Origin of the sequence: Nocardia sp. NRRL WC-3656, from assembly GCF_000720265.1 — a bacterium.
In the GTDB taxonomy this organism is placed as follows: Bacteria; Actinomycetota; Actinomycetes; order Mycobacteriales; family Mycobacteriaceae; genus Nocardia; species Nocardia nova.
Genome location: NZ_JOJF01000002.1, coordinates 26987 through 50060 on the forward strand (window position 1 = coordinate 26987; position 23074 = coordinate 50060).

Here is a 23074-nt window from a genome sequence, read left to right on the forward strand (position 1 = left end):
TGACGGGCCATACCAGGCTGTAGCCGCAAGTACCGCTACCGCTCGAGTCGTACCGAACAGTGCTGAACCTCCTCCGCGAGGGTGCACCCTGAGGGTTTCGGCCCAGGGGCCGAAACCCCGCCGAAGCGAAGCGAAGGCAGAAATTGCGAATCCGGGCCTGCCGTCCCCTCCGAGGCAGGCCCGGATTCCGGCGGCCCGGTGTCGCCTCCGCGCCACGACGATGATGGTGCCGGGCGGCGCCGGCGAGTCGCTTAACGTGCGCTTGTAAGGGGGTGCGAATTGCGGTGCCGCACAGTCTCTCCAGTGCGGAGCACGTGAAACCCTTTGCGGTGCACAGGCCCCCGACATGCACGAAGCCCGCCTCCCTCGGAAGGGGGCGGGCTTCGGATCAGGTACTTCAGCGACCGGCGATATCGCCGTAATCGCGCGCACCGTAGCCGGTGTAGATCTGGCGCGGGCGGCCGATCTTCAAAGGCTCGCTGTGCATTTCGCGCCAGTGCGCGATCCAGCCGGGCAGCCGGCCCATCGCGAACAGCACGGTGAACATGCGGGTCGGGAAGCCCATCGCCCGGTAGATGACGCCGGTGTAGAAGTCGACGTTCGGGTACAGGCGGCGATCGACGAAGTAGCTGTCGGTCAGCGCGGCCTCTTCCAGCGCCTTGGCGATATCGAGCAGCGGGTCCTGCACGCCCAGCTTGCCGAGGATCTGGTCGGCGGTCTTCTTGACGATCGTCGCGCGCGGGTCGTAGTTGCGGTAGACGCGGTGTCCGAAGCCCATGAGCTTCACCCCGTCTTCCTTGTTCTTGACCTTGCGGATGAAGTCCTTGACCGCGGCATCGACGGTGCCGCCGTTGATGTTCGCCTTGATGTCGTCCAGCATCTCCAGCACGGCCTGGTTGGCGCCGCCGTGCAGGGGCCCCCACAGCGCGTTGATGCCGCCGGATACCGAGGTGAACAGGTTGGCGTCGGAGGAGCCGACCAGGCGCACGGTCGAGGTGGAGCAGTTCTGCTCGTGGTCGGCGTGCAGGATCAGCAGCATGTCGAGCGCGGCGGCGACCTCGGGGTCGACCTCGTAGGGCTCGGCCGGGAAGCCGAAGGTCATGCGCAGGAAGTTCTCCACCAGGCTCAGCGAGTTGTCCGGGTAGAGGAACGGCTGGCCGACCGACTTCTTGTAGGAGTAGGCCGCGATGGTGGGCAGCTTGGCCAGCAGGCGGATGGTCGACAGCTCGACCTGCTCGGGATCGCGCGGGTCCAGCGAGTCCTGGTAGTAGGCCGAGAGCGCGTTGACCGCCGAGGACAGCACCGGCATCGGGTGCGCGTTGCGCGGGAAGCCGTCGAAGAAGCGCTTGAGGTCCTCGTGCAGCAGCGTGTGGCGGCGGATCCGGTCGGTGAAGTCTTCCAGCTGTGCCTGGGTCGGCAGCTCGCCGTAGATGAGCAGGTAGCTGACCTCGATGAAGTTCGAGCTCGCGGCGAGCTGCTCGATCGGGTAGCCGCGGTAGCGCAGGATGCCGGCCTCACCGTCGATGTAGGTGATCGCCGACTTGGTGGGCGCGGTGTTGGTGAAGCCCGGGTCGTAGGTGACGTACCCGGTGCTGGCCAGCAGCTTGCCCAGATCGATTCCGTCGTTGCCCTCGACGGCCTGGGCGACAGTCATGGCGTATTCGCCGCCAGGGTAGGAAAGTACCGGCTTGGCGTCGCCTGCGCCGTTGGCGTCCGAAGGCGTTTGCGCGACTTTGATGTTCTCAGCGGGCACGGAAGGATCCCTCTCAGGCTAGAACCGTAGGCGACGGGCGCGGTCGGCGTCCGGCGCACTTACCTCAACGCTAGCCGCTCACCGGTAGCGTCGATCCGTGAGGGTCGTCATCTGCTACCTCACGGTCACCTGTGTGCGATGTGAGCTCGCGGGCCCGATCGTGCTAGGGGCTCGCGCGGGTGCTCACGAGTGCTGTTCGGCCGGAATCTCGGCGTGGACGCGGGGAACGCGGTAGCGGACGAAGGCGGGGAAGACGGCCGCGGCGATCAGCACGCCGATCACCACCAGAACCCCACCACCGGCCGCCGCCACGGCAGTACCCATGGCCGCTGCCGTGAAACCGTGGGCAACATCACCGATCCGGGGCCCACCTGCGACGACCACGGTGAACACGCCCTGCAGCCGCCCGCGCATGTCGTCGGTGGCCACCTCCTGCAACATGCTGGTCCGCAGCGCCGCGGAGAACATGTCGACCGCACCGCCGAAGGCCAAGCACGCCAAGGCGATCCACAGGCCGACCCCGATGCTCAACCGATGGCCGGTCGCGCCGACGGCGAGTCCGAAGCCGATCATCGCCGCGCCCCACAGCGCGATGCACACCACCACTGCCATGCCCTGGCGCCGTACGTGGCCGAGCCACCCGGAGAACACGCCGCCGGCGACGGCACCGGCCGACATCGCGGCGAAGAGCAGGCCGAGGGCCACACCGCCGGTCACCGGATCGCCGAAGGTGTCGTGCGCCATCTGCGGGAACAGAGCGCGCGGCATGCCGAAGACCATCGCGATGATGTCGACGGCGAAGGAGGCCAGCAGGATCGGCTGGGTGGACAGGTAGCTGAAACCCTCGACGACCGTGCCCAATCCGGCCTTCCGGGCGACTCCGGTCGGCGGGACGGCGGGCAGTCGCCACACCGCCCACAGCGTGGCCAGCAGGGCGATCGAGTCGATCAGATACAGCGTCGACAGTCCGGTCACCGGAATCAGCGCACCCGCGAGCACCGGCCCGGCGATGGCGCCGAACTGCATGACGGTCATGTTCAGCGAGTTGGCCGCCGGCAGCAGGTCACCCGGCAGCAGTCGCGGAATGATGGCCGCGCGGGTCGGCTGATTCATCGCGAAGAAGGCCTGCTGCACCGAGAAGAGCCCCAGCACCAGCCAGACGTTGTTCACCCCGGCGGCGGCCTGCAACCAGAACGCCACGGAGGTCAGCCCGGTGCCGACGCTGGTGATCAGCAGGAGGGTGCGCCGGTCCATGACGTCGGCGACCGCCCCGCCCCACAGGCCGAAGACGATCAGCGGCACCAGGCCGAAGACGCCGGCCAGCCCGACATATCCGGAGCTGCCGGTGATTTGGTAGATCTGCTGCGGAACCGCGACCACCGAGAGCTGGGCTCCGATGACGGTGACGATATTGGTGACCCACAGCCGCCGGAAATCGATGTCGCGCAGCGGTGCGACATCGGCGAGCACTTTCACCATGGCCGAGCTTTCACCATGGCGCGGCGCCGGTCCGCGTGGACGATCCGGCCGGCGGCCGTCTTCGAGAAATCATCCCATGAATATAGCCGGTAGCGGCCGATCCGCGACTCGGGCATATCGCCCGTCGTGGCGGGGATTCCGGGTCAGGGTTGCAGGCGTTCGATACGGGCCGAGCCCATCGCGGCCGGTCCGTCCGGCAGCGTCACCCGGATGCGGTTGTGCAACCGGCTGCGTCGGCCCTGCCAGAATTCGATCTGTTCCGGACGCAGGATGTAGCCGCCCCAATTGGCCGGGACCGGAATCTGTTCCACGCCGTCGAAACGGGCCGTGACGTCGACCAATGCCCGATCCAGATCGTCCCGCGAGGCCACCGGGCGGGATTGGTGCGAGGCCCATGCCCCCAGTTGCGAATTGCGCGGACGCGAGCGCCAGTACGCCGTGGTCACCTCCGAGGAGACCTGGTCCACCCGGCCGCGCAGCGTCACCTGCCGGCCCACCTTCGGCCAGGCGAAGGTGGCCGACGCATACGGCACCGCGTGGAGTTGATCACCCTTCGCGGAGTCGTAATTCGTGTAGAAAGTCACACCCTCGGCGGACACTCCCTTGCACAGGACCGTGCGCGACGCGGGACGCGGGCCGGCGTCGGTGAGCTCGACCGTCGCCAGCACCATGGCATTGGGTTCGGTGATGCCGGCGTTGGTGGCGAGCTCGATCCAGTTGCGCAGCAACGGTTCCCAGCCGTCGGCCGGCCAGCTCTCGGTCAGGTCCGGATCGCCGCCGTATTCGGCTCGCATCGCGGCGATGTCGACATCGACGCGCGGGACGGCGCCGAAGCGATCCGGCAAAGTCGATGAATTCGCGGTCGCAAGACCCGTTTCGCCCCCCGCTGAGCCCGGTGAATTCTGCTCCTCGCGCATGGTCCAAACGTTACTCCCCAGTACTGGGGGGATAAGGTTGCAGGTGATCGGCCGGAGTGGCATACGGCCGCACAGCACCGCCCCGGCCGAGCCGGGAAAGCACCGCCCCGGCCGAGCCGGGAAAGCACCATCGCGTGGCCGCCCACAGATCGTGCGGCCCGATTTGCAAGGAGAGTCACAACATGACTACCAGCGCTCCGGCTCCTACTGGTCCGGCCGTACCCCCCGATTTCGTCAGTGGCCTGGAAGGCGTGGTGGCGTTCACCACCGATATCGCCGAGCCCGACAAGGACGGCGGCGCGCTGCGCTACCGGGGTGTCGACATCGAGGACCTGGTCGGTAACCACGTCACCTTCGGTGACGTCTGGGCGCTGCTGGTCGACGGCCGCTTCGGGCAGGGACTGCCGCCCGCCGAGCCGTTCCCGCTGCCGGTGCACACCGGCGATGTGCGCGTCGACGTGCAGGCCGGTCTGGCGATGCTCGCCCCGATCTGGGGCTACCAGCCGCTGCTGGACATCGACGACGCCACCGCCCGCGAGAACCTCGCGCGCGCGTCGGTGATGGCCCTGTCCTACGTCGCGCAGTCCGCGCGCGGCATCTACCAGCCGGCCGTGCCGCAGAAGGAGATCGACGAGGCGAGCACGATCACCGAACGCTTCATGAAGCGGTGGAAGGGTGACCCGGATCCGCGTCACGTCGAGGCCATCGACGCCTACTGGGTGTCGGCCGCCGAGCACGGTATGAACGCCTCCACGTTCACCGCGCGCGTCATCGCCTCGACCGGCGCCGACGTGGCCGCCAGCCTGTCCGGCGCGATCGGCGCCATGTCCGGCCCGCTGCACGGCGGCGCCCCCGCGCGGGTGCTGCCGATGATCGAAGAGGTCGAAAAGACCGGCGACGCACGCGCTCTGGTGAAGGGCATCCTCGATCGCAAGGAGAAGCTCATGGGCTTCGGCCACCGGGTCTACCGGGCCGAGGACCCGCGCGCCCGGGTGCTGCGCGCCACCGCGAAGCGGCTGGACGCACCGCGCTACGAGGTCGCCGCCGCGCTCGAGCAGGCCGCGCTGGCCGAACTGCGCGAGCGTCGCCCCGACCGCGCCATCGAGACCAACGTCGAGTTCTGGGCCGCCGTGATCCTGGACTTCGCCGAGGTGCCGGCGCACATGATGCCGGCGATGTTCACCTGTGGCCGCACCGCGGGCTGGTGCGCGCACATCCTCGAGCAGAAGCAACTGGGCAAGCTGGTGCGCCCGGCCGCGATCTACACCGGACCGGCGCCGCGCACCGCGGAATCCGTGCCGGGATGGGAGACCGTCGTCCGGTAGTCCGGGCCCGTCGCCGTTCGAGCGCCTTCGCAGTTTTCGCTGCGGAGGCGCTCGTCGCTTCTCTGCCGTAGCATCTGCTCGCGTGGTTGGAGCAGAACTGTCGCGACGTCGGCTTCTGGCAGTGGGCGCGGCGGTAGCCGCGGGTTTCGCCGCCTCGGGATGTGCTACGGCCGAAGGGAATTCGTCGGTCAAGACGATCATCTCCACGGCGCCGCCCGCACCGGCCCGCACATCGGTTCCGTCGGTGGCGAGTCCGGCATCGGCGTCGCTACCGGCACAGCCGGATCCGGCGGCCGTGGCCGCGCGCTATGCCGGTCGGCAGCCCGCCGGATGGGGAATGGACCTGCCCGGCATCATCACCTCGATCCCCGCGCAGGGTAAGCAGATGGCGCTGACCTTCGACGCCTGCGGCGGGCCGGACAACGACGAGATCAACACCGAGTTGATGAATTACCTCGTCGCCCACAACATTCCGGCGACGCTGTTTCTCAACAAGCGCTGGATCGACGCCGACCCGGGCAGGGCCGAGCAGTTGGCCGCCAATCCGCTGTTCGAACTCGCCAACCACGGCACCCGGCACTGTCCGCTCTCGGTCACCGGCCACGCCGCCTACGGCATCGCCGGCACCTCGTCCCCGCAGCAGGCGATCGACGAGGTGTGGGGCAATCACGAGCGGCTCACCCGGCTGCTCGGACATCCGCCGCGGTTCTTCCGCGCGGGCACCGCACACTACGACGACGTGTCGGTCGCGATCGTGCGGGATCTGGGGGAGACGCCGGTCGGTTTCAGCATCAACGCCGATGCCGGTGCGACCTTCACGGCCGCGCAGGTTCGCACCGCGATGTCGGCGGCAGAGCCCGGGGCGATCTCGATCGCCCATATGCACCGCCCGAAGTCGGGTACCGCCGAGGGGATGTCGGTGGTGTTGCCGGTATTGCGTTCGCGCGGTTTCGAATTCGTCAAACTGCCCTGAGCGGGCCGTTCGAACCGGATTCAGAGTTCGGCCGAGGCCTCCCAGTCCACCGCCACCGACTCGCCGCGGTCCACGGCGAAGAACGCGACCTCGAGATGCCGGCCCAGATCGACCAGTTCGATCGCCGGCAACGGCACCGGCTGCACGATCCGTACGCGCCACGGCCGCGGTTCGTCCCAGGCGCGCAGTTCCAGATCCAGCCGTAGCACCGGATCGTCGCGCCCCGAGTAGTCGGCGGCGATCGGTGTGGCCGCCAGCACGGTCGCGTCGGCGCGGCGGCCCGCGGACAGAATCTTCGCGATGCTCACCCGCGTCGCCTCAGCGACGCCGGGCACGTACAGCACCAGTCGCTCGCGATCACCCGGATCGACGCGGCAGCCGACCACGTCGCCCGGTTGCATCGACTCCCGCTCGGCGTCGCTCACTCGTTGCCGCATCCGGGCCTCGTACGGTGGTACGCCGTCGAGTTGGATGCGGACCCAGAAGCGACAGCCGGGTTCTACCCGGCCCGCGGCATCCGCTCGCTTTCGCAGGCCGTCGAGGCGGGAGGCCGCGGAGGCGGAAGTGCGGCAGGGCCGGACCCCGAGAATCGTCGCCGTTCCCGGCAGGCCGCGCAGCAGCAACTCGTGCCGTGCTCCATCGGAGAGCATGCCGGTACGCAGCATGTTCCCGGCCCGCTCGAGCCGTGTGGCCAGGCGTGCGCGCAGACCGTACCGGCCGCTGCCGGACCGGGCCGATCCGCGTGCGCCGGCCGAGGGGACCGCGGTCGATCCGGGTGCCGCGGATGCGGCGGAGATGCCCGTCGAGTCCGGTATCCCCCGCCCTGCCATACTCATTGCCCAACGGTAACGGTCCGCCGGGCGCCGACATGGTGATACGGACATATGCGCGGTTTCGGCAAGCCTGTCGCATCCGTCCGCGCAACCCCGACCCACCCACGCGCGAGACCCACATCACGCTCTAGGCTTGAGCCCATGACCGCTGCCTTTCCGAGCATCCCCGACGATCTGAAGCCCGCCGACGGACGGTTCGGCTGCGGCCCGTCCAAGGTCCGTCCCGAACAGCTGCGCTCCCTCGTCGAGGTCGGCGCCGCCGTGATGGGCACCAGCCACCGTCAGAAGCCGGTCAAGGACGTCGTCGCACGCGTCCGCTCGGGCCTGCGGGACCTGTTCTCGCTGCCCGAGGGCTACGAGGTCGTGCTCGGCAACGGCGGCACCACCGCGTTCTGGGACGCCGCGGCCTTCGGCCTGATCCGGGATCGTTCGCTGCACCTCACCTACGGTGAGTTCTCCTCGAAGTTCGCCGCGGTGGCCAAGCGCAACCCGTTCATCGGCGATCCGATCGTGGTCTCCTCGGATCCGGGCACCGCGCCCGAGCCGGTCTCCGATCCGGTCGCCGATGTGATCGCCTGGGCGCACAACGAGACCTCCACCGGTGTGTCGGTTCCGGTGCAGCGGCCCGCCGGGTCGGACAACGCGCTGATCGCCATCGACGCCACCTCCGGCGCGGGCGGTCTGCCGGTGAATATCGCCGACGCCGATGTGTACTACTTCGCGCCGCAGAAATGCTTCGCTTCCGACGGTGGCCTGTGGGTCGCGCTGATGAGCCCGAAGGCTCTGGAACGAGTCTCCGAAATCAAGGATTCGGGTCGATACACCCCCGAATTCCTGTCGCTGCCGATCGCGATCGACAACAGCACCAAGGACCAGACTTACAACACCCCGGCGCTGGCCACGCTGCTGCTGTTCGCCGATCAGATCGAGTGGATGAACAACAACGGTGGTCTGGACTGGACCGTCAAGCGGACCCTCGATTCCTCGTCGCGGCTGTATTCCTGGGCCGAGTCCAGCGAATTCGCCACGCCGTTCGTCGCGGAGCCGGCGCACCGCTCGCAGGTGGTCGGCACCGTCGACTTCGACCCGTCGGTGGATGCGGCGCAGGTCGCAAAGGTGTTGCGCGCCAACGGCATCGTCGACACCGAGCCCTACCGCAAGCTGGGCCGCAACCAGCTGCGCGTCGGCATGTTCCCGGCGATCGACCCCGAGGACGTGTCGCAGCTGACCCGCTGCATCGACTGGGTGGTGCAGCAGATCAGCGCCTGATCACGACAACGCTCGGATAAAAGCTCGCGAAAGTCGCGGAATTTCGTCACCGAAATCCGCGGCTTTCGCGTTTACGCTGTTGTGGTGCGCGCCAACCGAAATCGTGCCGGAAGTTTGCCGGGGCGTGGGCCGGTGAGCGTGGAAACAGAGCAGATTAGTCGTCCCCGGTACCGCGGCGGTAGATTTCAAGCCGCGTGTCTTGCCACACGAATCTCAGAAGTGCACTACTGTTCCAGAACGTGGGCGGTGTCGCGAGCTAGTTGGTGCTCGGCGCAGCTGTGATCGACGCAGCGATAAGGAGGTAACGGTGCGTGAACTTCGAGTGATCGGATTGACGCCCGATTCCGCGCACATCGTGTGCGTCGATGCCGAGACCGGGCAGAAGTACCGGCTCGCCGCCGACGAGAAGCTGCGTGCCGCCGCGCGTGGAGACCTTGCCCGATTCGGCCAGATCGAGATCGAAACGGAGGCGACCATGCGTCCTCGCGATATCCAGGCTCGGATCCGTGCCGGTGCGTCGGTGGAGCAGGTCACCGAGGAGTCCGGCATGCCGGCCAGCCGGGTGGAGCGTTTCGCCTACCCCGTGCTGCTCGAGCGTGCGCGCGCGGCCGAGCTGGCGCAGAAGGCGCATCCGGTGCGCAAGGACGGTCCGGCGGTGGAGACGCTGATCGAGATCGTCTCGGCCGCCTTCGCCGAGCGTGGGCACAACATCGATATCGCCGAATGGGACGCCTGGAAGGACGAGAAGAACTACTGGGTCGCCCAATTGCAGTGGCAGGCGGGCCGTTCGGTGATCGCCGCGCACTGGCGTTACCAGCCGGACGCGCACGGCGGCTCGGTGGTGCCACTCGACGATCCGGCCTCGGATCTGATCGATCCCGATTTCGGTCGCGCCCTGCGCGGACTGGCCACCATCCTGCCGGAGCCGACCCCCGAGCCCGCGCCGGTGGTGGAACCGGTGCCGGCCGGGCCCGTCCAGACCACCGCGGTGGCCGAGACCGGCCAGGCCGGTCTCGACGAGTACTTCGAGCAGCGGGCCGCCGTGGGCGGCACCGCGGTTCCGGTCAGTGCCAAGAGCACCGTGGCGGCGAATCCGTCGAGCACGACACCCGCGGCCGCCACCCCGGCGCTGCCGGCGGCACCGGCCGCCGCGGCTCCCACCGCCCCGGCCGAGCTGTCCGAACCCGCCGCTCCCGCCGCGGATCCGGAGCCTGCCGCCCAGCCGGAGCCGGAGCCTGCGCCGGCGGCGAAGTCCAGCCCTGCGGCAGCGAGCGCCAAGCCGGAAGCCGCCAAGCCCGCCGCGCAGAAGCCGGCCCGGGCCAAGCGGGGTAAGGCGCCGATGCCGTCCTGGGAGGATGTGCTGCTCGGCGTCCGTAGCTCCGGGCACTGAGCCCTCCGGGCACCGAATCCGCGGCCGGGCACCGAATCCCGGCAACCACGTCGAGTTCGCGGCGGAGGCCACCGGTCTCCGCCGCGAAGTTCGTGCGGCGGTTCGCTGCTCACCCTCGTTCGGGCGTGTCGCCGCCGGAATGTGTGAAACGGGGGTTGACACGCGCGGCAGAAGTCAGAAGCGGCGATGTTTCCGCTGTTGGGGGAGTAGATTTTTCGTATGCGCCCGATTCTCGTCGGGCGCACAGCGAGCAGGCCGCGGCGGCGGATGTGCTTCGGCTCCCGCGTTTGCTCGGGAGTAACCACGCTTACCCGTCCGAGCTCGGGAGGTGTCGCAGGTGCCATCCACAGCCTCGTCGATCTGGTACGTCGACGACCCCGACCCGGCGGCGGTCCTGCGCTCACACCCCGATCCCGATCCGGAGGCCGCCCTCGCCCTGGCCAAACAGCTCAATCCCGGCCACGATGTGGTGCCCGCCGCCTCCGGCACCCTGAAGGTCTGGGCCGGGCCGGATCCCGGCTCGATGTACATCGGCTGCTATCCGGGGGTCACCGTGGTCTGCACCGTGCAGGCGGCGCGCAGCCATCCGACCCGGCTGCCGGAACTGCTGATCCGGCCGCTGGCCTCCGAGCACACCTACCTGGTGTCCTACGACGTCCCACTGGGCTGGGGTGCGTTCGCGCATTGGGAGCGCGGGGAATTCCGTCGCGCCTTCAGCGCCACGCGGGTGAACATCGTCGAGGACGAAGGGCTGCCGTTGGTGTGGGAGCGCTCGTACTGGGCCGGCGACCATCCGGTCCGGCTGCGGCCCGGTGATTTTCCCGATCCCCAGATCCTGCCGTTCGACCCGCCGGAATTCGCCGACGCCGCGAACGAGGAGTGGCTCGGATTCCGTTATCGGGCGGGGTCTTCCGACGACGCCCTGCATCCGGACCGGATCGAGGTGTGTGGCTTCAGCCTCTACCCCGCGGGGCAGGCGCCCGCACCGGCGACACGGGCGACGTCGGTGACGATTCCGGCGAGTAAGCGCTGGTTCGGCTGGTTGCGTGGCCGCGACCGCGTGTTGTGATCGTGAAATTCGTCGAGACGTCAGGACGCGAGGCGTCAGGACGCGGCATCGATCAGTAGAACGACCCAGCCGATCAGTACCCCGGCGCCGAGTCCGGCGAGCACCCAGCGGGTGACCGGGGTGTAGCGCCAGCGCCACGCGGTCGGTGCGGTACCGGCGACGGCGATCACGTTCACCGCTACCGCGAGCGTCCAATGAACATGTGCCAGTGCGACACCGAACGAATACACCCCGGCGGCGGTCAGCGCGGCGACGAAGACCGACACCGCGATCCCCGCCGCCCACGGCGTGGGCTCGCTGTCCGGGCGGCCGAGCGGTCGATTCACGATGTCCGCACCCTTTCGTAGAAGGCCATCGCGGCAGCGGTCGCGACATTGAGCGAATCCGTGCCGGGGGTCATCGGAATCCGGGCGCGGATGTCGGTGGCGCGCATCGCCGCCTCGGTCAGGCCGGGGCCTTCGGCGCCGAGCAGCAGCGCCACCCGGTCGCCGGTCATCGCGGTCGCCAGATTCACCGCCTCGGGATTCGGCGTCAGCGCGATGATCCGAAAGCCCAGCTCGCGCAAGGTGTGCAGGCCGTCGGGCCAGGTCGGCAGCGAGGCGAAGGGCACCCGCAGCACGTGGCCCATCGACACCCGCACCGCGCGCCGATACAGCGGATCGGCGCAGCGGTCGCCGAACAACACCGCGTCGGCGCCGAGTCCGGCCGCATTGCGGAAGATCGAGCCGATGTTCTCGTGATCGTTGACGCCCTCGAGCACCGCGACCGTGCGCGCGGTCCGCAAGATCTCCTCCGGCAGCAATTCCGGCGGGCGGGAGGCGGCGGCAAGTACGCCGCGATTGAGATGAAATCCGACGATTTCGGCCATCACCTCGGCGCCGACGCGGTAGTAAGGGATGTCCACACCGGCGAGGTCGGGGGCGAGCTGATCGAAGCGGCGGCCCACCCCGAGCAGGGCGAACGGCTGGAAACGCGAGGCCAGCATGCGCTGCACGACCACCACGCCCTCGGCCACGACCAGGCCTTTTCCGCCCGGGAGGTCGGGACGCCGGTCGGCCGAGTTGAGGTCGCGGAAGTCGGCGACCCGAGGGTCGCCGGGGTCGACGATATCGATCACGTGGGCCACGGCAACCTATCCTGCACCCTGGCTCCGAATTCGGCCGATCCAACTGTCGTGTGGAACACGGTTTGGCAAGCAACGCTATGGTGAACTCTTTATTGGTTTATCCGCAGAACGATTTATCCATCGCAACGGAAGAGGACGCATGACCAAGCCGGAAGTCGAGTTCCAGGAAGGCCCCGCGCCCACCACGCTGGAAGTGCACGATCTGGTCGAGGGCGAGGGCGCCGAGGCCGTACCCGGCGGCACCGTCGAGGTGCACTACGTGGGCGTCACCTACGACACCGGCGAGGAATTCGATTCGTCCTGGAACCGTGGCGAATCCATCACCTTCCCGCTGCGCGGCCTGATCCAGGGCTGGCAGGAAGGTATTCCGGGGATGAAGGTCGGCGGCCGCCGCCAGCTGACCATCCCGCCGGAGCTGGCCTACGGTCCCGAGGGCTCGGGCCACCCGCTGTCGGGCAAGACGCTGATCTTCGTCATCGATCTGCTGAACGTCGTGGAGTAGTCGCCGATCACTGCCGGACGATCTCGACCGGATCGGACAGATTCGTCGCCAGGACGGACTGCTGGGATGTGCTGTGCGCCGGTAACGCGGTGAGGGCCTTGCCGGTTTGATCGGTCAGATTCGTCGAAATCTGCTGCATCTGGGTGACCCCGCCGGTCACCGCCTGCAGCGCACCCTGCAGTTGCGCGGTCGCCTGATCGGCGAGCTGCGGAATCTGTCCGGCCAGGGCGGCGCCTTGGTCCAGCTGGGCGGCGGCGGAGGTCAGCCGGTTCGCGGCATCGCGCAGGATGGTCCCGAGGCCGGTGTTCGGATCGGTACTGCTACCGGTCAGCTGGGCCACGCCCGCCAGCTGGGTATCGGTCTGGCCGGCGATCGAGCGCAGCGCCTCCAGCTTTCCGATGATGTCGGTGACCTGAGGATCCGCCGCCACGGGCAGCGCGCGCAGCAGCGGCAGGACCTGGTCGAGTCCGCTGCTCATCGCCTTCGCACCGGAGCTGATCTGCCCGATGGTCAGCCCGGTGGCATCGAAGGCGTCGGCCATGTTCTCGGCCTGATTCGTCGCCTGACCCAGGGTGTTGTGTACCTGGCCGAGCTGCGAAGTCAGCGTGGCCGCACCGGATTTCGCGGAATCCAGGAAACCCAGCATCTGCTGGGCGCCGCCGGTGAACTGTCCGGCGGCGTCGGAGGCCGTCCGCACGCCCGCGTCGAGCAGCTGAGAGGTGAAGGCCGCCTGCTGCATCGAACCGCGCGCGTTCGCGACCGCGGCCAGGGTTTGATCCACGCCCGCGGCCGCGATTCGCCGCGTCACCGCCGCGACCGCATCGTCGACCGCGGCGGTGTCCGCGTGCTCGTCGGCGGCCACGGTCAGCTGCGCCCGATGCGGCTGCGCCGTGGCGAGGGTGTCCAGCGACGCACTGAGGTCGGCGGGCAGGGTGATCACCGCGGCGTGGTCGCCGGTGCGTGCGCCGGGTTCGGCCACGGTCCAGGTGTCGCTCTCGGCTTGGAGTGCCTTCACGATGCGGGCCCCGGCGGGCCCGGTATCCGCGTTGACGATCGCGATATCGGTCGGTGCGGCGCCATCGCGGGTGGCGGCGATCACCCCACCCGTCACCGCACCGGCGACCGCCAGGGTCACCACACCGAGCACTGTCCAGCGAAAACGTCTACCTGCCACGCCGTTCGACGGTAGCGGCGGTGAATGCGCAAGTACTGGCGTATATCTGAGGGTTCTGTGAGGGATCGCGGACGATTCAGTTCTGCGGCGGTGGCGCCGCCCGCATCGGACGGTCCGGCAATTCCAGCACCAGGCGTACGCCGCCCAGGGTGCCGTCGTCGAAATAGGCTCGGCCGCCGTGCAATTGGGCCTGCTGCGCGACCAGTGCCAGGCCCAGGCCGGAGCCGCCCTTGGTGGCGTTGGCACCGCGAATGAAGCGGTCGAAGACACTGCGCCGTTCCTCGGCCGGAATGCCCGCACCGTTGTCGTCGACCGAGATCACGATCCAGCCGTCGGGGCGGCGATGCGCGGATACCAGCGCCTGCGTCGCGCCGCCGTGACGGGCGGAATTGGTGAGCGCGTTGTCGACGGCCAGGCGCAGGCCGGTCGGCAGGCCGCGGGTGACGAGTTCGGGATCGGTCTCGATGCGGACGGTGAGTTCCGGGAAGTGGCGCATCGCGTCGTGGGCGGCGTGGTCGACCAGATCACCGACATCGGTTTCGACATGGTCGCGCTCATCGGTCAGTTCGCCCGCGGCCAGCCGTTCCAGCGCGGCCAGCGTGGCCTCCACCCGGCCCTGACTGCGCTGGAGGTCGTCGAGGATCTCCGCGCGCTGCTGCTCGTCGAGGTCCAGGGTACGCAGCACCTCGAGGTCGGTGCGCATCGCGGTGAGCGGGGTGCGCAGTTCGTGCGCGGAGACGGCGGCAAAATCGCGGGCCGTCTCGAGTGCCGCCGCGGTTTCGGCCTGGGCGAACTGCACCCGCTCCAACAGCGAATTCACTGCCTCGGATAGCTTTTCGGCCTCGAAGACCCCGGATCCGTCCACCCGGACCTCGGCCGTGCTGGTGCCACTGCGCGCACTGACCTGCCGGGTGAGATCCCGGATCGGGCGCACCGCGCCGCCACCGAACACCCAGCCCAGCCCGGCCGCCGCGGCCACCGCCAGGCCGGCCGCGAACAGCACCCAGCGCCGCTGCTCGGACATGGTGTGATAGGCGTCGGTCAGCGGGATCGCGATCGATACGGTCCGCCCCTCGGGCTGATTCTCGGTCGTGGTCAGCACCCGGAAAGGGGTGCCCTCCATCGTGACCGTATGCGAACCCGGGTCCTCGGCCGGCAGGCGCACGCTGGTGGAGGCGATGATCTCACCGTGGTCGCGGACCGTCACCGCAATATCCTTGTTCGGGGTCACCAGCGACAGCACCCCGACCGCGATGAGCGGCTGCATCAGCACGATGCGCGAGGCGATGGCCAGTTCCTGGTCGGCCTGGGCGAGATTGTTGCGGCCCAGTGCCACCACCGACACCCAGCTCAAGACCGCGGTGATGATGATCGCGCCCAATGCCGCCGCCCCGGCGACCCTGGTGCGCAGCGAATAGGAGTGACGCAGCCCGAAGCGTCGCCGTTGCGGTCCGGTCATCCCGCACCGGCACGGATCGATTCGGCGTGGACGCCGGTCATTTCGGCATCCGCAGTACGAAGCCGACGCCGCGAATGGTGTGCAGCAGCCGGGGCGTGCCGTCGGCCTCCAGTTTGCGGCGCAGATAGCCGACGAAGACGTCCACCACATTGGTGTCGGCGGCGAAGTCGTAACCCCACACCAGCTCCAGCAGTCGTTCCCGGCTCAACACCACTCCGGCATTGCGGGCCAGCGTGGACAGCAGTTCGAATTCCCTTTTGGTGAGCTCGATTTCGTTACCGTGCAGCAGGGCGCGATAGCCGGCCACATCGATTTCCAAGGGACCCACGGTGATCGAGCCCGGCGCCGCGGCGGGTGCGGTATCGGTGCGCCGGCGCAGCAGCGCCCGGATCCGCGCCACCAATTCGGCGAGGACGAACGGCTTCACGAGATAGTCGTCCGCCCCGGATTCCAGTCCGGCGATCCGATCGCCGACCGAACTGCGTGCCGAGAGCACACAGATCGGCACTTCGTTGCCCATCGCCCGCAGCGCGGTCACCACGCCCGCGCCGTCGAGCACCGGCATGTTCATATCGAGGACGATCGCGTCGGGCGCCTGTTCGGCCACGCTGCGCAACGCCGCGGCCCCGTCGCGGGCAATGACCACCCGGAATCCGGACAGTCGCAAGCCGCGTTCCACCGAGGACAGCACATCCTCGTCGTCGTCGACCACCAGCACCGTCGGATTCTCGCTGCTCGCCACGGTGTGCAGTGTAATTTGACCGCGCGGCCCCGGGGGTGGCCCGAGGCTCGCGCGAGTTGCCGATCCGGTGGCCGGATCAGTAGTTGTGGCAGGAATCGGCGACTTCCTGGATCGTCGAGCTCAGGCCGGCGGCCCGCGGGTCCTGCTGGGCGCGCTGCGCCTCGTCCGGGTGCTGAGCCAGGTATTGCTGGAATTCGGCGCGGCGCTGTTCCACCGGCTGATCGAATTTGGCCTTCAGCTCGGCCTTCTGGTCCGGGTTGTTGTCCAGGATCGAGGCCAGCTGCGGCGCCTTGTCGTGCAACGCGGCGTCGACCTGGGCGAAGCTGCAGGTCGAATTCAGCAGCGGCGCAACCAGTTCGGTCGGGCCCGCCGATGCGGTGGCGGGGACCAGCAGGGCGGCCCCGGCGGCCAGGCCCGCAGCGGTGAGCGTGGTTGCGGCAAATCCGCGAATGCGCATGATTCTCTCTCCCTGTGCGTCGGCACGTACGTGTCCGGCACGGTATCGCCGGAGTCTGGGGCGTAGGTGAACCGATTCTGAGAAGACTCTGAACCGGCTGCTCACACCGCGCACCCCACTCCGGGTGGCCCGATCAGGAACCGATACTCGAGCCGTTCGTGGTCGCCGCCGGATCGGTTGTGTTCTCGGCCGCCGTGTCGGCGGTCGGATCGGTCCCGGCGAGCAGCTGATCCTCCAGCGCGATCAGCACCGCCGGATCCTCGATGGTGGCCGGCATCTCCCAGTTCTCGCCGGAGGCGATCTGGCGGATGGTGCGGCGCAGGATCTTCCCGGATCGGGTCTTGGGCAAGGCCCGTACCACCGTCACATCGTGCAGCGTCGCAATCGCGCCGATCTGCTCCCGGACGCGGGCGATGATCTCGGCGCGCAACTGCGCCAACTCGATGTCGACCCCGTTCTTGAGCACCACGTAGGCGATCGGGAGCTGACCCTTCAGTTCGTCGGGCACGCCGATCACCGCGGTTTCCGCGACCGCCGAATGTCCCGAGATCGCGCCCTCGATGCCGCCGGCCGAGAGCCGATGCCCGGCCATATTGATCACATCGTCGCTGCGGCCGAGCACGTACAGATAGCCGTCCTCGTCGAAATAGCCGGAGTCGCCGGTGAGGTAGTGCCCGGGGTAGGCCGAGAGATAGGAGCGGGCGAAGCGCTCGTCGTCGCGCCACAGGCCGGTCAGCGAGCCGGGGGGCAGCGGCAGGCCGATCACGATGTTGCCCTCCGCGCCCGTCGCCACCGCATCGCCTTCGTAATCGAGGACGCGCAGCCGGTAGCCGGGCACCGGCACCGAGGCCGAGCCGGGTTTGATCGGCAGCTCCTGCAAACCGAGCGGGTTCGCGCACACCGGCCAGCCGGTTTCGGTCTGCCACCAGTGGTCCACGACCGGGCAGTCGGGCAGATCGGCCAGCACCGTCTCCCGGGTCCACTCGTAGGTGGCGGGGTCGAGCCGTTCGCCGGCGCAGAACAGCGCGCGCAGCGAGGACAGATCGTGGCGGCGGGCCAGCGCGGCCTCGGGATCGGCGCGGCGGATCGCGCGCAATGCGGTGGGGGCGGTGAACATCACGTGCACCCCGTACTGCTCGACCAGCCGCCAGTAGGTGCCGGAGTCCGGCGTACCGATCGGTTTGCCTTCGAACAGGACGGTCGTCGCGCCGACCAGCAGCGGGGCGTAGACGATATAGGAATGGCCGACCACCCAGCCGATATCGGAGGTGGTCAACATCACCTGACCGGGGGAGACGTCGTAGATATTGCGCATCGACCAGGCCAGCGCCACCGCGTGGCCACCGTTGTCGCGCACCACGCCCTTGGGCTTTCCGGTGGTGCCGGAGGTGTAGAGGATGTACAGCGGATCGGTCGCGGCCACCGGCACCGGATCGGCCGGTTCCGCGTCGCGGACCATGTCCTCCCAGTCCAGCCAGCGGGCCGCGACGGTGGCGGTGGAATCCGGCAGGGTGTCGGTGGCCGGCTGCGGGGCGGCGAACCGGATGGTCGCAAAGCCCTCGCGCTGCTTCACCACCACATTCCGGGGCGCGGTGGTCTGCACCTGGTCGAGAGCCTGCAGCACGATCGGCGGGTATTCGATCCGCTTGTTCGGTTCCAGGCCGCCGGAGGCGGTGACGATCAGAACGGGTTCGGCGTCGTCGATGCGCGCGGCCAGTTCGTGGGCGGCGAATCCGCCGAAGACCACCGAATGCACCGCGCCGATCCGCGCGCAGGCCAGCATCGCGATCACGGCCTCGGGGATCATCGGCATGTAGATCACGACGCGATCGCCGGTGCGCACCCCGAGCCGGAGCATGGCGCCGGCGAACCGGGCGACCTCCGCCAGCAACTCGGCGTAGGTGTAGACGGCTGTGGCGCCCGTCATAGCGGAGTCATATATTAATGCGGGCTGGTTCGCGCGACCGCCCGTTTTTTCGGAAATGCCCGTTTCGACGGCGGTATCGGTATCGTCGTTCGTCGAGGCGGGTTCCGCTGTGAGATCGCGCACATGCCGATCGAGGGCGTTGTAGGAGGTGTTGAGGCGAGCATCGGGAAACCACCGAGCCGTCGGTCGTGCCGTGGTGTCGAGAATCTGTTCGGGCGCAACGTCCCAGCTGATCGCCTCGGCCGCACTGCGCCAGAAGTCCGACGGGTCGACCAGGCTGGTCTGGTAGGTGGGCCGGTACTCCTGCTTCGCGTTCAACCGTATGACTCCCTGCCTCGCATCGATGCCCGCCTCGATAGATCAGCCTGATTGTGGCAGACTTCACGCGACGTCCGGGCGGCCGCCGCGACCTTTGATTTTGGCTGGAACAGCCAGGTCAACGGCTGGTGGTTGCCAAGAGGTCACACAAGAAGTTATTGATCCGTTAGAATCGCATGTCACCTATTTCGGCCGTCATGGACGCAATTTCTCGGCCAGCCGCAGTTCCCGGCCCGTTCTGCTTATCGAGCCGCGCGTGCGATCGTGGAGGCTCGCCGATGGCGCGTGGCTGGGGCCAGTTTGGAAAGTGAGTTGGAGATGCGTGACGCCGCTAGGCCCGTTGGGAAGCGCTGGGCGCTCGGCAACTGGGACCTGCGCTGGAAGGTTACGGCCGTGCTGGCCGTGCCGCTGCTCGTCGCGGTGGTGCTCGGTGCTTCCAGGATCGCGTCCGAGTTCAGTGACTCGAGCCACCTGGACCAGGCGGTCGAGCACGTCGAGGCGATTCCGGCTGTTACCGGCCTGAGTGGTGCCGCGGCCACGGTCGCCGGTGGCCAGATGGCCGCGATCAGCCCGACCCAGTCGCTGGTTCAGGACGCGGACCTGACACGACTGGACGGCGCCATCCAGACCGCGCAGAAGGCCACGGCCAAGCTGGACGGTGTCCCGGGTGCGCGCGATGCGATCGAGCAGATGATCAGGGGCGCCCAGGCGGTGCGCGATCAGGGCACCAAGCCCTCGCCGGTCCTCGCCGACGCGATCGCCCAGGAAGAGGCGATCCGCCAGAACAGCGTCCGCACGGTCGAGGAGATCGTCTCGACCATCTCCGACCCCGGCGTCGACGCGGCGAAGCTGCGCCTGGTCGACTCGCTGAACACCCGCGCGGTGATGGTCCAGGAGATCGCGGCCTCGGCCAAGACCCTGACCGGTGACGCCAAGGGCGGCCTGCACGACTTCCAGGTCGCGGGCAACACCGAGAAGTACATGCTGGACCTGCTGGCCAAGCGTCTGCCCGAGAACGATCCGACGATCGCCGAGCTGAACGGCTTGCTGCAGAACCGGATCGCCATGACCAGCGGGCCGAACGTCGACGTCGGCCAGCTGCCGCTGATGGATATCAAGCAGTCGCTGGTCGACAGCCTGAACGGCTACACCAAGATCGTCGGTTCCTCGACTCAGGACATCACGTCCCGAGTGAACGACCTGGCCGGTAACGCCCGGGCCGGCGCGATCCAGTACGCGGTCATCGTCGTCCTGACGATTCTGGCCGCGCTGATCTTCGCCGTGCTGGTCGCGCGGGCCATGATCGTGCCGCTGCGCAAGCTGCGCCTGGCCGCGCTGCGCGTCGCCGAACACGACCTCGGCTACGAGGTCTCGCGACTGCGTGACGGCGCCAGCCCCGAGGATGTGCCGCTCGAGCCGATGCCGGTGCACACCGAGGAAGAGGTCGGCCAGCTCGCTCGCGCGGTCGACGACATCCACGGTCAGGCCCTGCGCCTGGCGGCCGATCAGGCCTCCATGCGTACCCAGGTCAACGATATGTTCGAGACCCTGGCGCGGCGGTCGAAGTCGCTGGTCGACCATCAGCTCTCGCTGATCGAGGCGATGGAGTACGACGAGAAGGACCCGCGCCTGCTGGAGAACCTCTTCCGGCTCGACCACCTCGCCGCCCGTATGCGCCGAAACGGCGACAACCTGCTGATTCTGGCCGGTACCCGGCAGCGGCGCAGCAAGTCCGCGCCGGTCGAGATCGCCGACGTGCTGCGTGCCGCGATCTCCGAGGTCGAGGACTACGAGCGCGTGAAGCTGGGCGCCACCCCGCGCGGCGCCATCACCGAACCGGCCGCCTCCGACCTGGCGCACCTGTTCGCCGAGCTGCTCGACAACGCGCTACGCGCCTCGCCGCCGGAGACCGACGTCAAGTTCACCTTCGCCCAGGCCCACGATCAGGGTCTGCTGATCGAGGTCGCCGACCGCGGTATCGGTATGCCGCCCGCGGAGATGGCATCGATCAACCGGCGCCTGGAAACGACCGCCGAGGTCGGTGCGGACACCGCGCGCCACATGGGTCTGTTCGTCGTCAGCCGGCTGGCCGAGCGGCACGGCCTCAACGTGCGCCTGCGCCCGACCTTCGACACCGCCCGCGACCCGGGCGTCACCGTCACCGTGCACGTGCCCAAGGCGATCATCGTGGCGCCCTCGGGCGGAACGGTCTCGCTGCCGGACCAGTCCGGTGAGCAGATGTCGGTGCCGACCCAGCGGCCGTCCGCGGCGTCGTCGATGCAGATGCGCGGCGTCACCCGCACTCCGAGCGGCAACATGATGGTCACCGTGGACCCGGGAGTGAGCGGGCCGATCCCGATCACGCCGGCCGCGGATGCCGGAGACGATCGCACCGTGCGCACCAACGGCGCCGCCGCCGCGGCGAACGGTTCGGCCGCGGGTGGACTCCCGCAGCGCCAGCCGGGCGGTGCGGCTCCGGGCGGGCTGCCGCAGCGGCAGCCGGGCGCCAACGGGCCGACCGCGCGTCATCCGCTCGCCGATGCCGAGCCGGGCACGGGCTTGCCGCAGCGCGAGCCGGGTGCCAACGGACCGCAGTCGCCCAAGGCACAGCCGAACGCGAATCTGCCCCAGCGTGGCGGCGCCGCTCCGGCGCAGCCGACCTCGGGGCTGGCCGCCAATATGCTCAAGCGTCAGCCGGGTGCGGCGGGTCAGCCGCCGCGACCGGGCCGTCCCACCGGACTGCCGCAGCGGCCGCCGGGCGGCGGTAACGGCCTGCCGCCGCGCGAAGGTGGTCTGCCGCAGCGTGATTCGGGCTCGAGCCTGCCGCAGCGGGAGGGTGGTCTGCCGCAGCGCGGCGGGTCCGGCCTGCCGCAGCGTGGGCCTGCCGGTGAGGACCGGCCCGCGGCAAGCCTGCCGGCACGGGAACTCGGCGCCAACGGCCTGCCGCAGCGGACGCCGGGCACCAACGGTGCCCCGGCGCGCGAGGGTGGCCTGCCGCAGCGGGAGTCCGCGAACGGTGGTCTGCCGCAGCGGGAGTCGTCCAACGGCGAGCTGCCGCAGCGCGGTGCCGGAGGCCTGCCGCAGCGGACTCCGGGTTCCAACGGCGCGCCGTCGCGCGAGGGTGCGCCCACCGGTCTGCAGCGCGATGCCGGCAGCGGGCTCCCGCAGCGGGACGCCGGCGCCGGTCTGCCGCAGCGGGACGCGGGTAGTGGCCTCCCGCAACGGGATTCGGGCAGCGGTCTGCCGCAGCGCGGTGGCGGTCTGCCGCAGCGCGAGGGCATCGGCGGTCTGCCCCAGCGCGATGCCGGTAGCGGCCTGCCGCAACGAGAGTCGAATGAGGGTCTGCCGCAGCGTGCCCCGGCCGCGGGCGGCCTGCCCCAGCGGCAGCCGGGCGCCGGTCTGCCGCCGCGGCCGGAACCCACCCCGGGCCTGAGCCTGCCCGGACGTCATGCGCCGCAGCGGGACAGCTCCGCCGCGGACGCGAATGCGGAATCCGGTGAGGGTCGCGAACGCGGCCGCCACAGCTACCGGTCGAATCCGCAGAAGACGGCATCGTTCTTCCAGACCCGGCTGCAACCCGCAGCCGACCCCGGCCCGTCGGAAGGGGGAAGTCCGATCTTCGCCGAGATGATGTCGGCGTGGCTCGCGGACCCCAACCCGGACCGGTCCCAAGTCGCCGCCTCCTTCGAATCCCCAGGTGACGAAGGTTGGCAGGCTGCCCGACGAGCGGTGGAAACCTCGTCGGAGAAGCGGACGGCAGCCGGATTGCCGCAGCGTGATCCCGGCAATCGGCTGGTACCCGGTGGTGTCATCGGGCGCGCCGACCGGGCGCCGAGCCGCGACCCAGAGTCGATCAGGTCAAGTCTGAGTCGTCACCAGCAGGGCGTCCGGGATGGCCGCGCAATGGGAGCAATGAACCTAACCGGAGATAAAGGAGACCGATGAACCCCGATCTAGGTGGTACGAACCGTCAGCTGGATTGGCTGGTTTCGAACTTCGCCAACGAGGTCCCGGGCGTCGCTCATGCCGTGCTGGTTTCGGCGGACGGCCTGTTGATGGCCGCGAGCGCTCAATTGCCCGTCGACCGAGCCGAACAGCTGTCCGCCGTGACCGCAGGTTTGGCGAGCCTCTCTGTCGGCGTTTCGAACCTGTTCGAAGGCGGCACGGTACTGCAGTCCGTGGTCGAGATGGAACACGGTTACCTACTGCTCATGGCAGTCGGTGACGGGTCCTATCTGGCCGTGCTGACGAACACGTCCTGCGATATCGGCCAGGTGGGCTACGAGATGGCTCTGCTGGTCGAGCGGGTGGGCCAGACAGTCCAGGCCACACCTCGCGTCACGATGGGTTCCTGATGGTGG

19 protein-coding genes are annotated in these 23074 nt (G+C 68.9%); 8 read left to right on the forward strand and 11 right to left on the reverse strand.

Features of this window, described 5'->3' with window-relative positions; translation table 11 throughout:
• Positions 1 to 397: 397 nt before the first annotated feature.
• The 3 genes from IG65_RS0103100 to pdxH form a co-directional block, all read right to left on the reverse strand.
• Positions 398 to 1753, reverse strand: a complete 1356-nt coding sequence (locus IG65_RS0103100; protein ID WP_081879230.1) for a citrate synthase — start codon at positions 1751 to 1753, stop codon at positions 398 to 400.
• Between the two features lie 183 nt (positions 1754 to 1936).
• On the reverse strand, positions 1937 to 3232 hold the full coding sequence (locus tag IG65_RS0103105; protein WP_036523061.1) for an MFS transporter: 1296 nt from the start codon (positions 3230 to 3232) through the stop codon (positions 1937 to 1939).
• A gap of 143 nt (positions 3233 to 3375) precedes the next feature.
• On the reverse strand, positions 3376 to 4026 hold the full coding sequence (pdxH, locus tag IG65_RS0103110; protein ID WP_030513279.1) for a pyridoxamine 5'-phosphate oxidase: 651 nt from the start codon (positions 4024 to 4026) through the stop codon (positions 3376 to 3378).
• 305 nt (positions 4027 to 4331) lie between these two features.
• Between pdxH and IG65_RS0103115 the strand changes: the two genes are divergently transcribed.
• Together IG65_RS0103115 and IG65_RS0103120 are read left to right on the forward strand one after the other, a co-directional pair.
• The gene (locus IG65_RS0103115) at positions 4332 to 5474 is read left to right on the forward strand and encodes a citrate synthase 2 (protein ID WP_030513280.1); all 1143 of its coding nucleotides are present in this window, start codon (positions 4332 to 4334) and stop codon (positions 5472 to 5474) included.
• Between the two features lie 82 nt (positions 5475 to 5556).
• Positions 5557 to 6447, forward strand: coding sequence for a polysaccharide deacetylase family protein (locus IG65_RS0103120; RefSeq protein WP_231509034.1), 891 nt, complete (start codon positions 5557 to 5559; stop codon positions 6445 to 6447).
• 20 nt (positions 6448 to 6467) lie between these two features.
• Here the strand turns inward: IG65_RS0103120 and IG65_RS0103125 are convergent, their stop codons facing one another.
• On the reverse strand, positions 6468 to 7283 hold the full coding sequence (locus tag IG65_RS0103125) for a hypothetical protein (protein ID WP_231509035.1): 816 nt from the start codon (positions 7281 to 7283) through the stop codon (positions 6468 to 6470).
• 138 nt (positions 7284 to 7421) lie between these two features.
• Here IG65_RS0103125 and serC point away from each other — a divergent pair, with 138 nt between their 5' ends.
• The 3 genes from serC to IG65_RS0103140 all read left to right on the forward strand — a co-directional run bounded on the left by serC (position 7422) and on the right by IG65_RS0103140 (position 11008).
• Entirely contained in the window at positions 7422 to 8549 is a 1128-nt protein-coding gene (gene serC, locus IG65_RS0103130; protein ID WP_030513283.1) for a phosphoserine transaminase, read from the forward strand.
• Positions 8550 to 8856: 307 nt separating this feature from the next.
• Entirely contained in the window at positions 8857 to 9939 is a 1083-nt protein-coding gene (sepH, locus tag IG65_RS39540; protein WP_030513284.1) for a septation protein SepH, read from the forward strand.
• Positions 9940 to 10276: 337 nt separating this feature from the next.
• The gene (locus IG65_RS0103140) at positions 10277 to 11008 is read left to right on the forward strand and encodes a hypothetical protein (protein ID WP_036523162.1); all 732 of its coding nucleotides are present in this window, start codon (positions 10277 to 10279) and stop codon (positions 11006 to 11008) included.
• Between the two features lie 35 nt (positions 11009 to 11043).
• Here the strand turns inward: IG65_RS0103140 and IG65_RS0103145 are convergent, their stop codons facing one another.
• Together IG65_RS0103145 and IG65_RS0103150 are read right to left on the reverse strand one after the other, a co-directional pair.
• Complete coding sequence (locus tag IG65_RS0103145; protein WP_030513286.1) at positions 11044 to 11334, reverse strand: DUF2537 domain-containing protein; 291 nt, start codon at positions 11332 to 11334, stop codon at positions 11044 to 11046.
• Positions 11331 to 12134, reverse strand: coding sequence for an RNA methyltransferase (locus IG65_RS0103150; protein ID WP_030513287.1), 804 nt, complete (start codon positions 12132 to 12134; stop codon positions 11331 to 11333). Before IG65_RS0103150 ends, IG65_RS0103145 begins: the two co-directional genes overlap by 4 nt.
• Positions 12135 to 12273: 139 nt before the next feature.
• Between IG65_RS0103150 and IG65_RS0103155 the strand changes: the two genes are divergently transcribed.
• Complete coding sequence (locus IG65_RS0103155; RefSeq protein WP_030513288.1) at positions 12274 to 12636, forward strand: FKBP-type peptidyl-prolyl cis-trans isomerase; 363 nt, start codon at positions 12274 to 12276, stop codon at positions 12634 to 12636.
• Positions 12637 to 12643: 7 nt separating this feature from the next.
• Here the strand turns inward: IG65_RS0103155 and IG65_RS0103160 are convergent, their stop codons facing one another.
• From IG65_RS0103160 to IG65_RS0103180, 5 genes are all read right to left on the reverse strand, one after another.
• The gene (locus tag IG65_RS0103160; RefSeq protein ID WP_030513289.1) at positions 12644 to 13810 is read right to left on the reverse strand and encodes a membrane protein; all 1167 of its coding nucleotides are present in this window, start codon (positions 13808 to 13810) and stop codon (positions 12644 to 12646) included.
• Positions 13811 to 13886: 76 nt separating this feature from the next.
• The gene (locus IG65_RS0103165; RefSeq protein ID WP_051755248.1) at positions 13887 to 15269 is read right to left on the reverse strand and encodes a sensor histidine kinase KdpD; all 1383 of its coding nucleotides are present in this window, start codon (positions 15267 to 15269) and stop codon (positions 13887 to 13889) included.
• Between the two features lie 37 nt (positions 15270 to 15306).
• Positions 15307 to 16011: a DNA-binding response regulator gene (locus tag IG65_RS0103170; protein ID WP_036523064.1), complete on the reverse strand. Its 705-nt coding sequence runs from the start codon at positions 16009 to 16011 to the stop codon at positions 15307 to 15309.
• A 76-nt stretch (positions 16012 to 16087) separates the two neighbouring features.
• On the reverse strand, positions 16088 to 16468 hold the full coding sequence (locus IG65_RS35670; RefSeq protein WP_030513292.1) for a hemophore-related protein: 381 nt from the start codon (positions 16466 to 16468) through the stop codon (positions 16088 to 16090).
• Between the two features lie 133 nt (positions 16469 to 16601).
• A complete protein-coding gene (locus tag IG65_RS0103180) occupies positions 16602 to 18713 on the reverse strand; it encodes an AMP-binding protein (RefSeq protein WP_051755250.1) in 2112 nt (703 codons plus the stop codon).
• A gap of 318 nt (positions 18714 to 19031) precedes the next feature.
• Here IG65_RS0103180 and IG65_RS0103185 point away from each other — a divergent pair, with 318 nt between their 5' ends.
• On the forward strand, positions 19032 to 22658 hold the full coding sequence (locus IG65_RS0103185; RefSeq protein ID WP_030513294.1) for an ATP-binding protein: 3627 nt from the start codon (positions 19032 to 19034) through the stop codon (positions 22656 to 22658).
• A complete protein-coding gene (locus tag IG65_RS0103190; RefSeq protein ID WP_011207200.1) occupies positions 22655 to 23068 on the forward strand; it encodes a roadblock/LC7 domain-containing protein in 414 nt (137 codons plus the stop codon). The genes IG65_RS0103185 and IG65_RS0103190 overlap by 4 nt, the downstream gene beginning before the upstream one ends.
• Positions 23069 to 23074 lie beyond the last annotated feature (6 nt).

Bases quoted from the DNA above. Each gene is read 5' to 3' on its own strand.
- IG65_RS0103105 (WP_036523061.1), bottom strand. From the start codon at position 3,232: ATGGTGAAAGTGCTCGCCGATGTCGCACCGCTGCGCGACATCGATTTC.
- pdxH (WP_030513279.1), bottom strand. From the start codon at position 4,026: ATGCGAGCCGAATACGGCGGCGATCCGGACCTGACCGAGAGCTGGCCG.
- IG65_RS0103115 (WP_030513280.1), top strand. From the start codon at position 4,332: ATGACTACCAGCGCTCCGGCTCCTACTGGTCCGGCCGTACCCCCCGAT.
- IG65_RS0103125 (WP_231509035.1), bottom strand. From the start codon at position 7,283: ATGAGTATGGCAGGGCGGGGGATACCGGACTCGACGGGCATCTCCGCC.
- serC (WP_030513283.1), top strand. From the start codon at position 7,422: ATGACCGCTGCCTTTCCGAGCATCCCCGACGATCTGAAGCCCGCCGAC.
- IG65_RS0103155 (WP_030513288.1), top strand. From the start codon at position 12,274: ATGACCAAGCCGGAAGTCGAGTTCCAGGAAGGCCCCGCGCCCACCACG.
- IG65_RS0103165 (WP_051755248.1), bottom strand. From the start codon at position 15,269: ATGACCGGACCGCAACGGCGACGCTTCGGGCTGCGTCACTCCTATTCG.
- IG65_RS35670 (WP_030513292.1), bottom strand. From the start codon at position 16,468: ATGCGCATTCGCGGATTTGCCGCAACCACGCTCACCGCTGCGGGCCTG.
- IG65_RS0103185 (WP_030513294.1), top strand. From the start codon at position 19,032: ATGCGTGACGCCGCTAGGCCCGTTGGGAAGCGCTGGGCGCTCGGCAAC.
- IG65_RS0103190 (WP_011207200.1), top strand. From the start codon at position 22,655: ATGAACCCCGATCTAGGTGGTACGAACCGTCAGCTGGATTGGCTGGTT.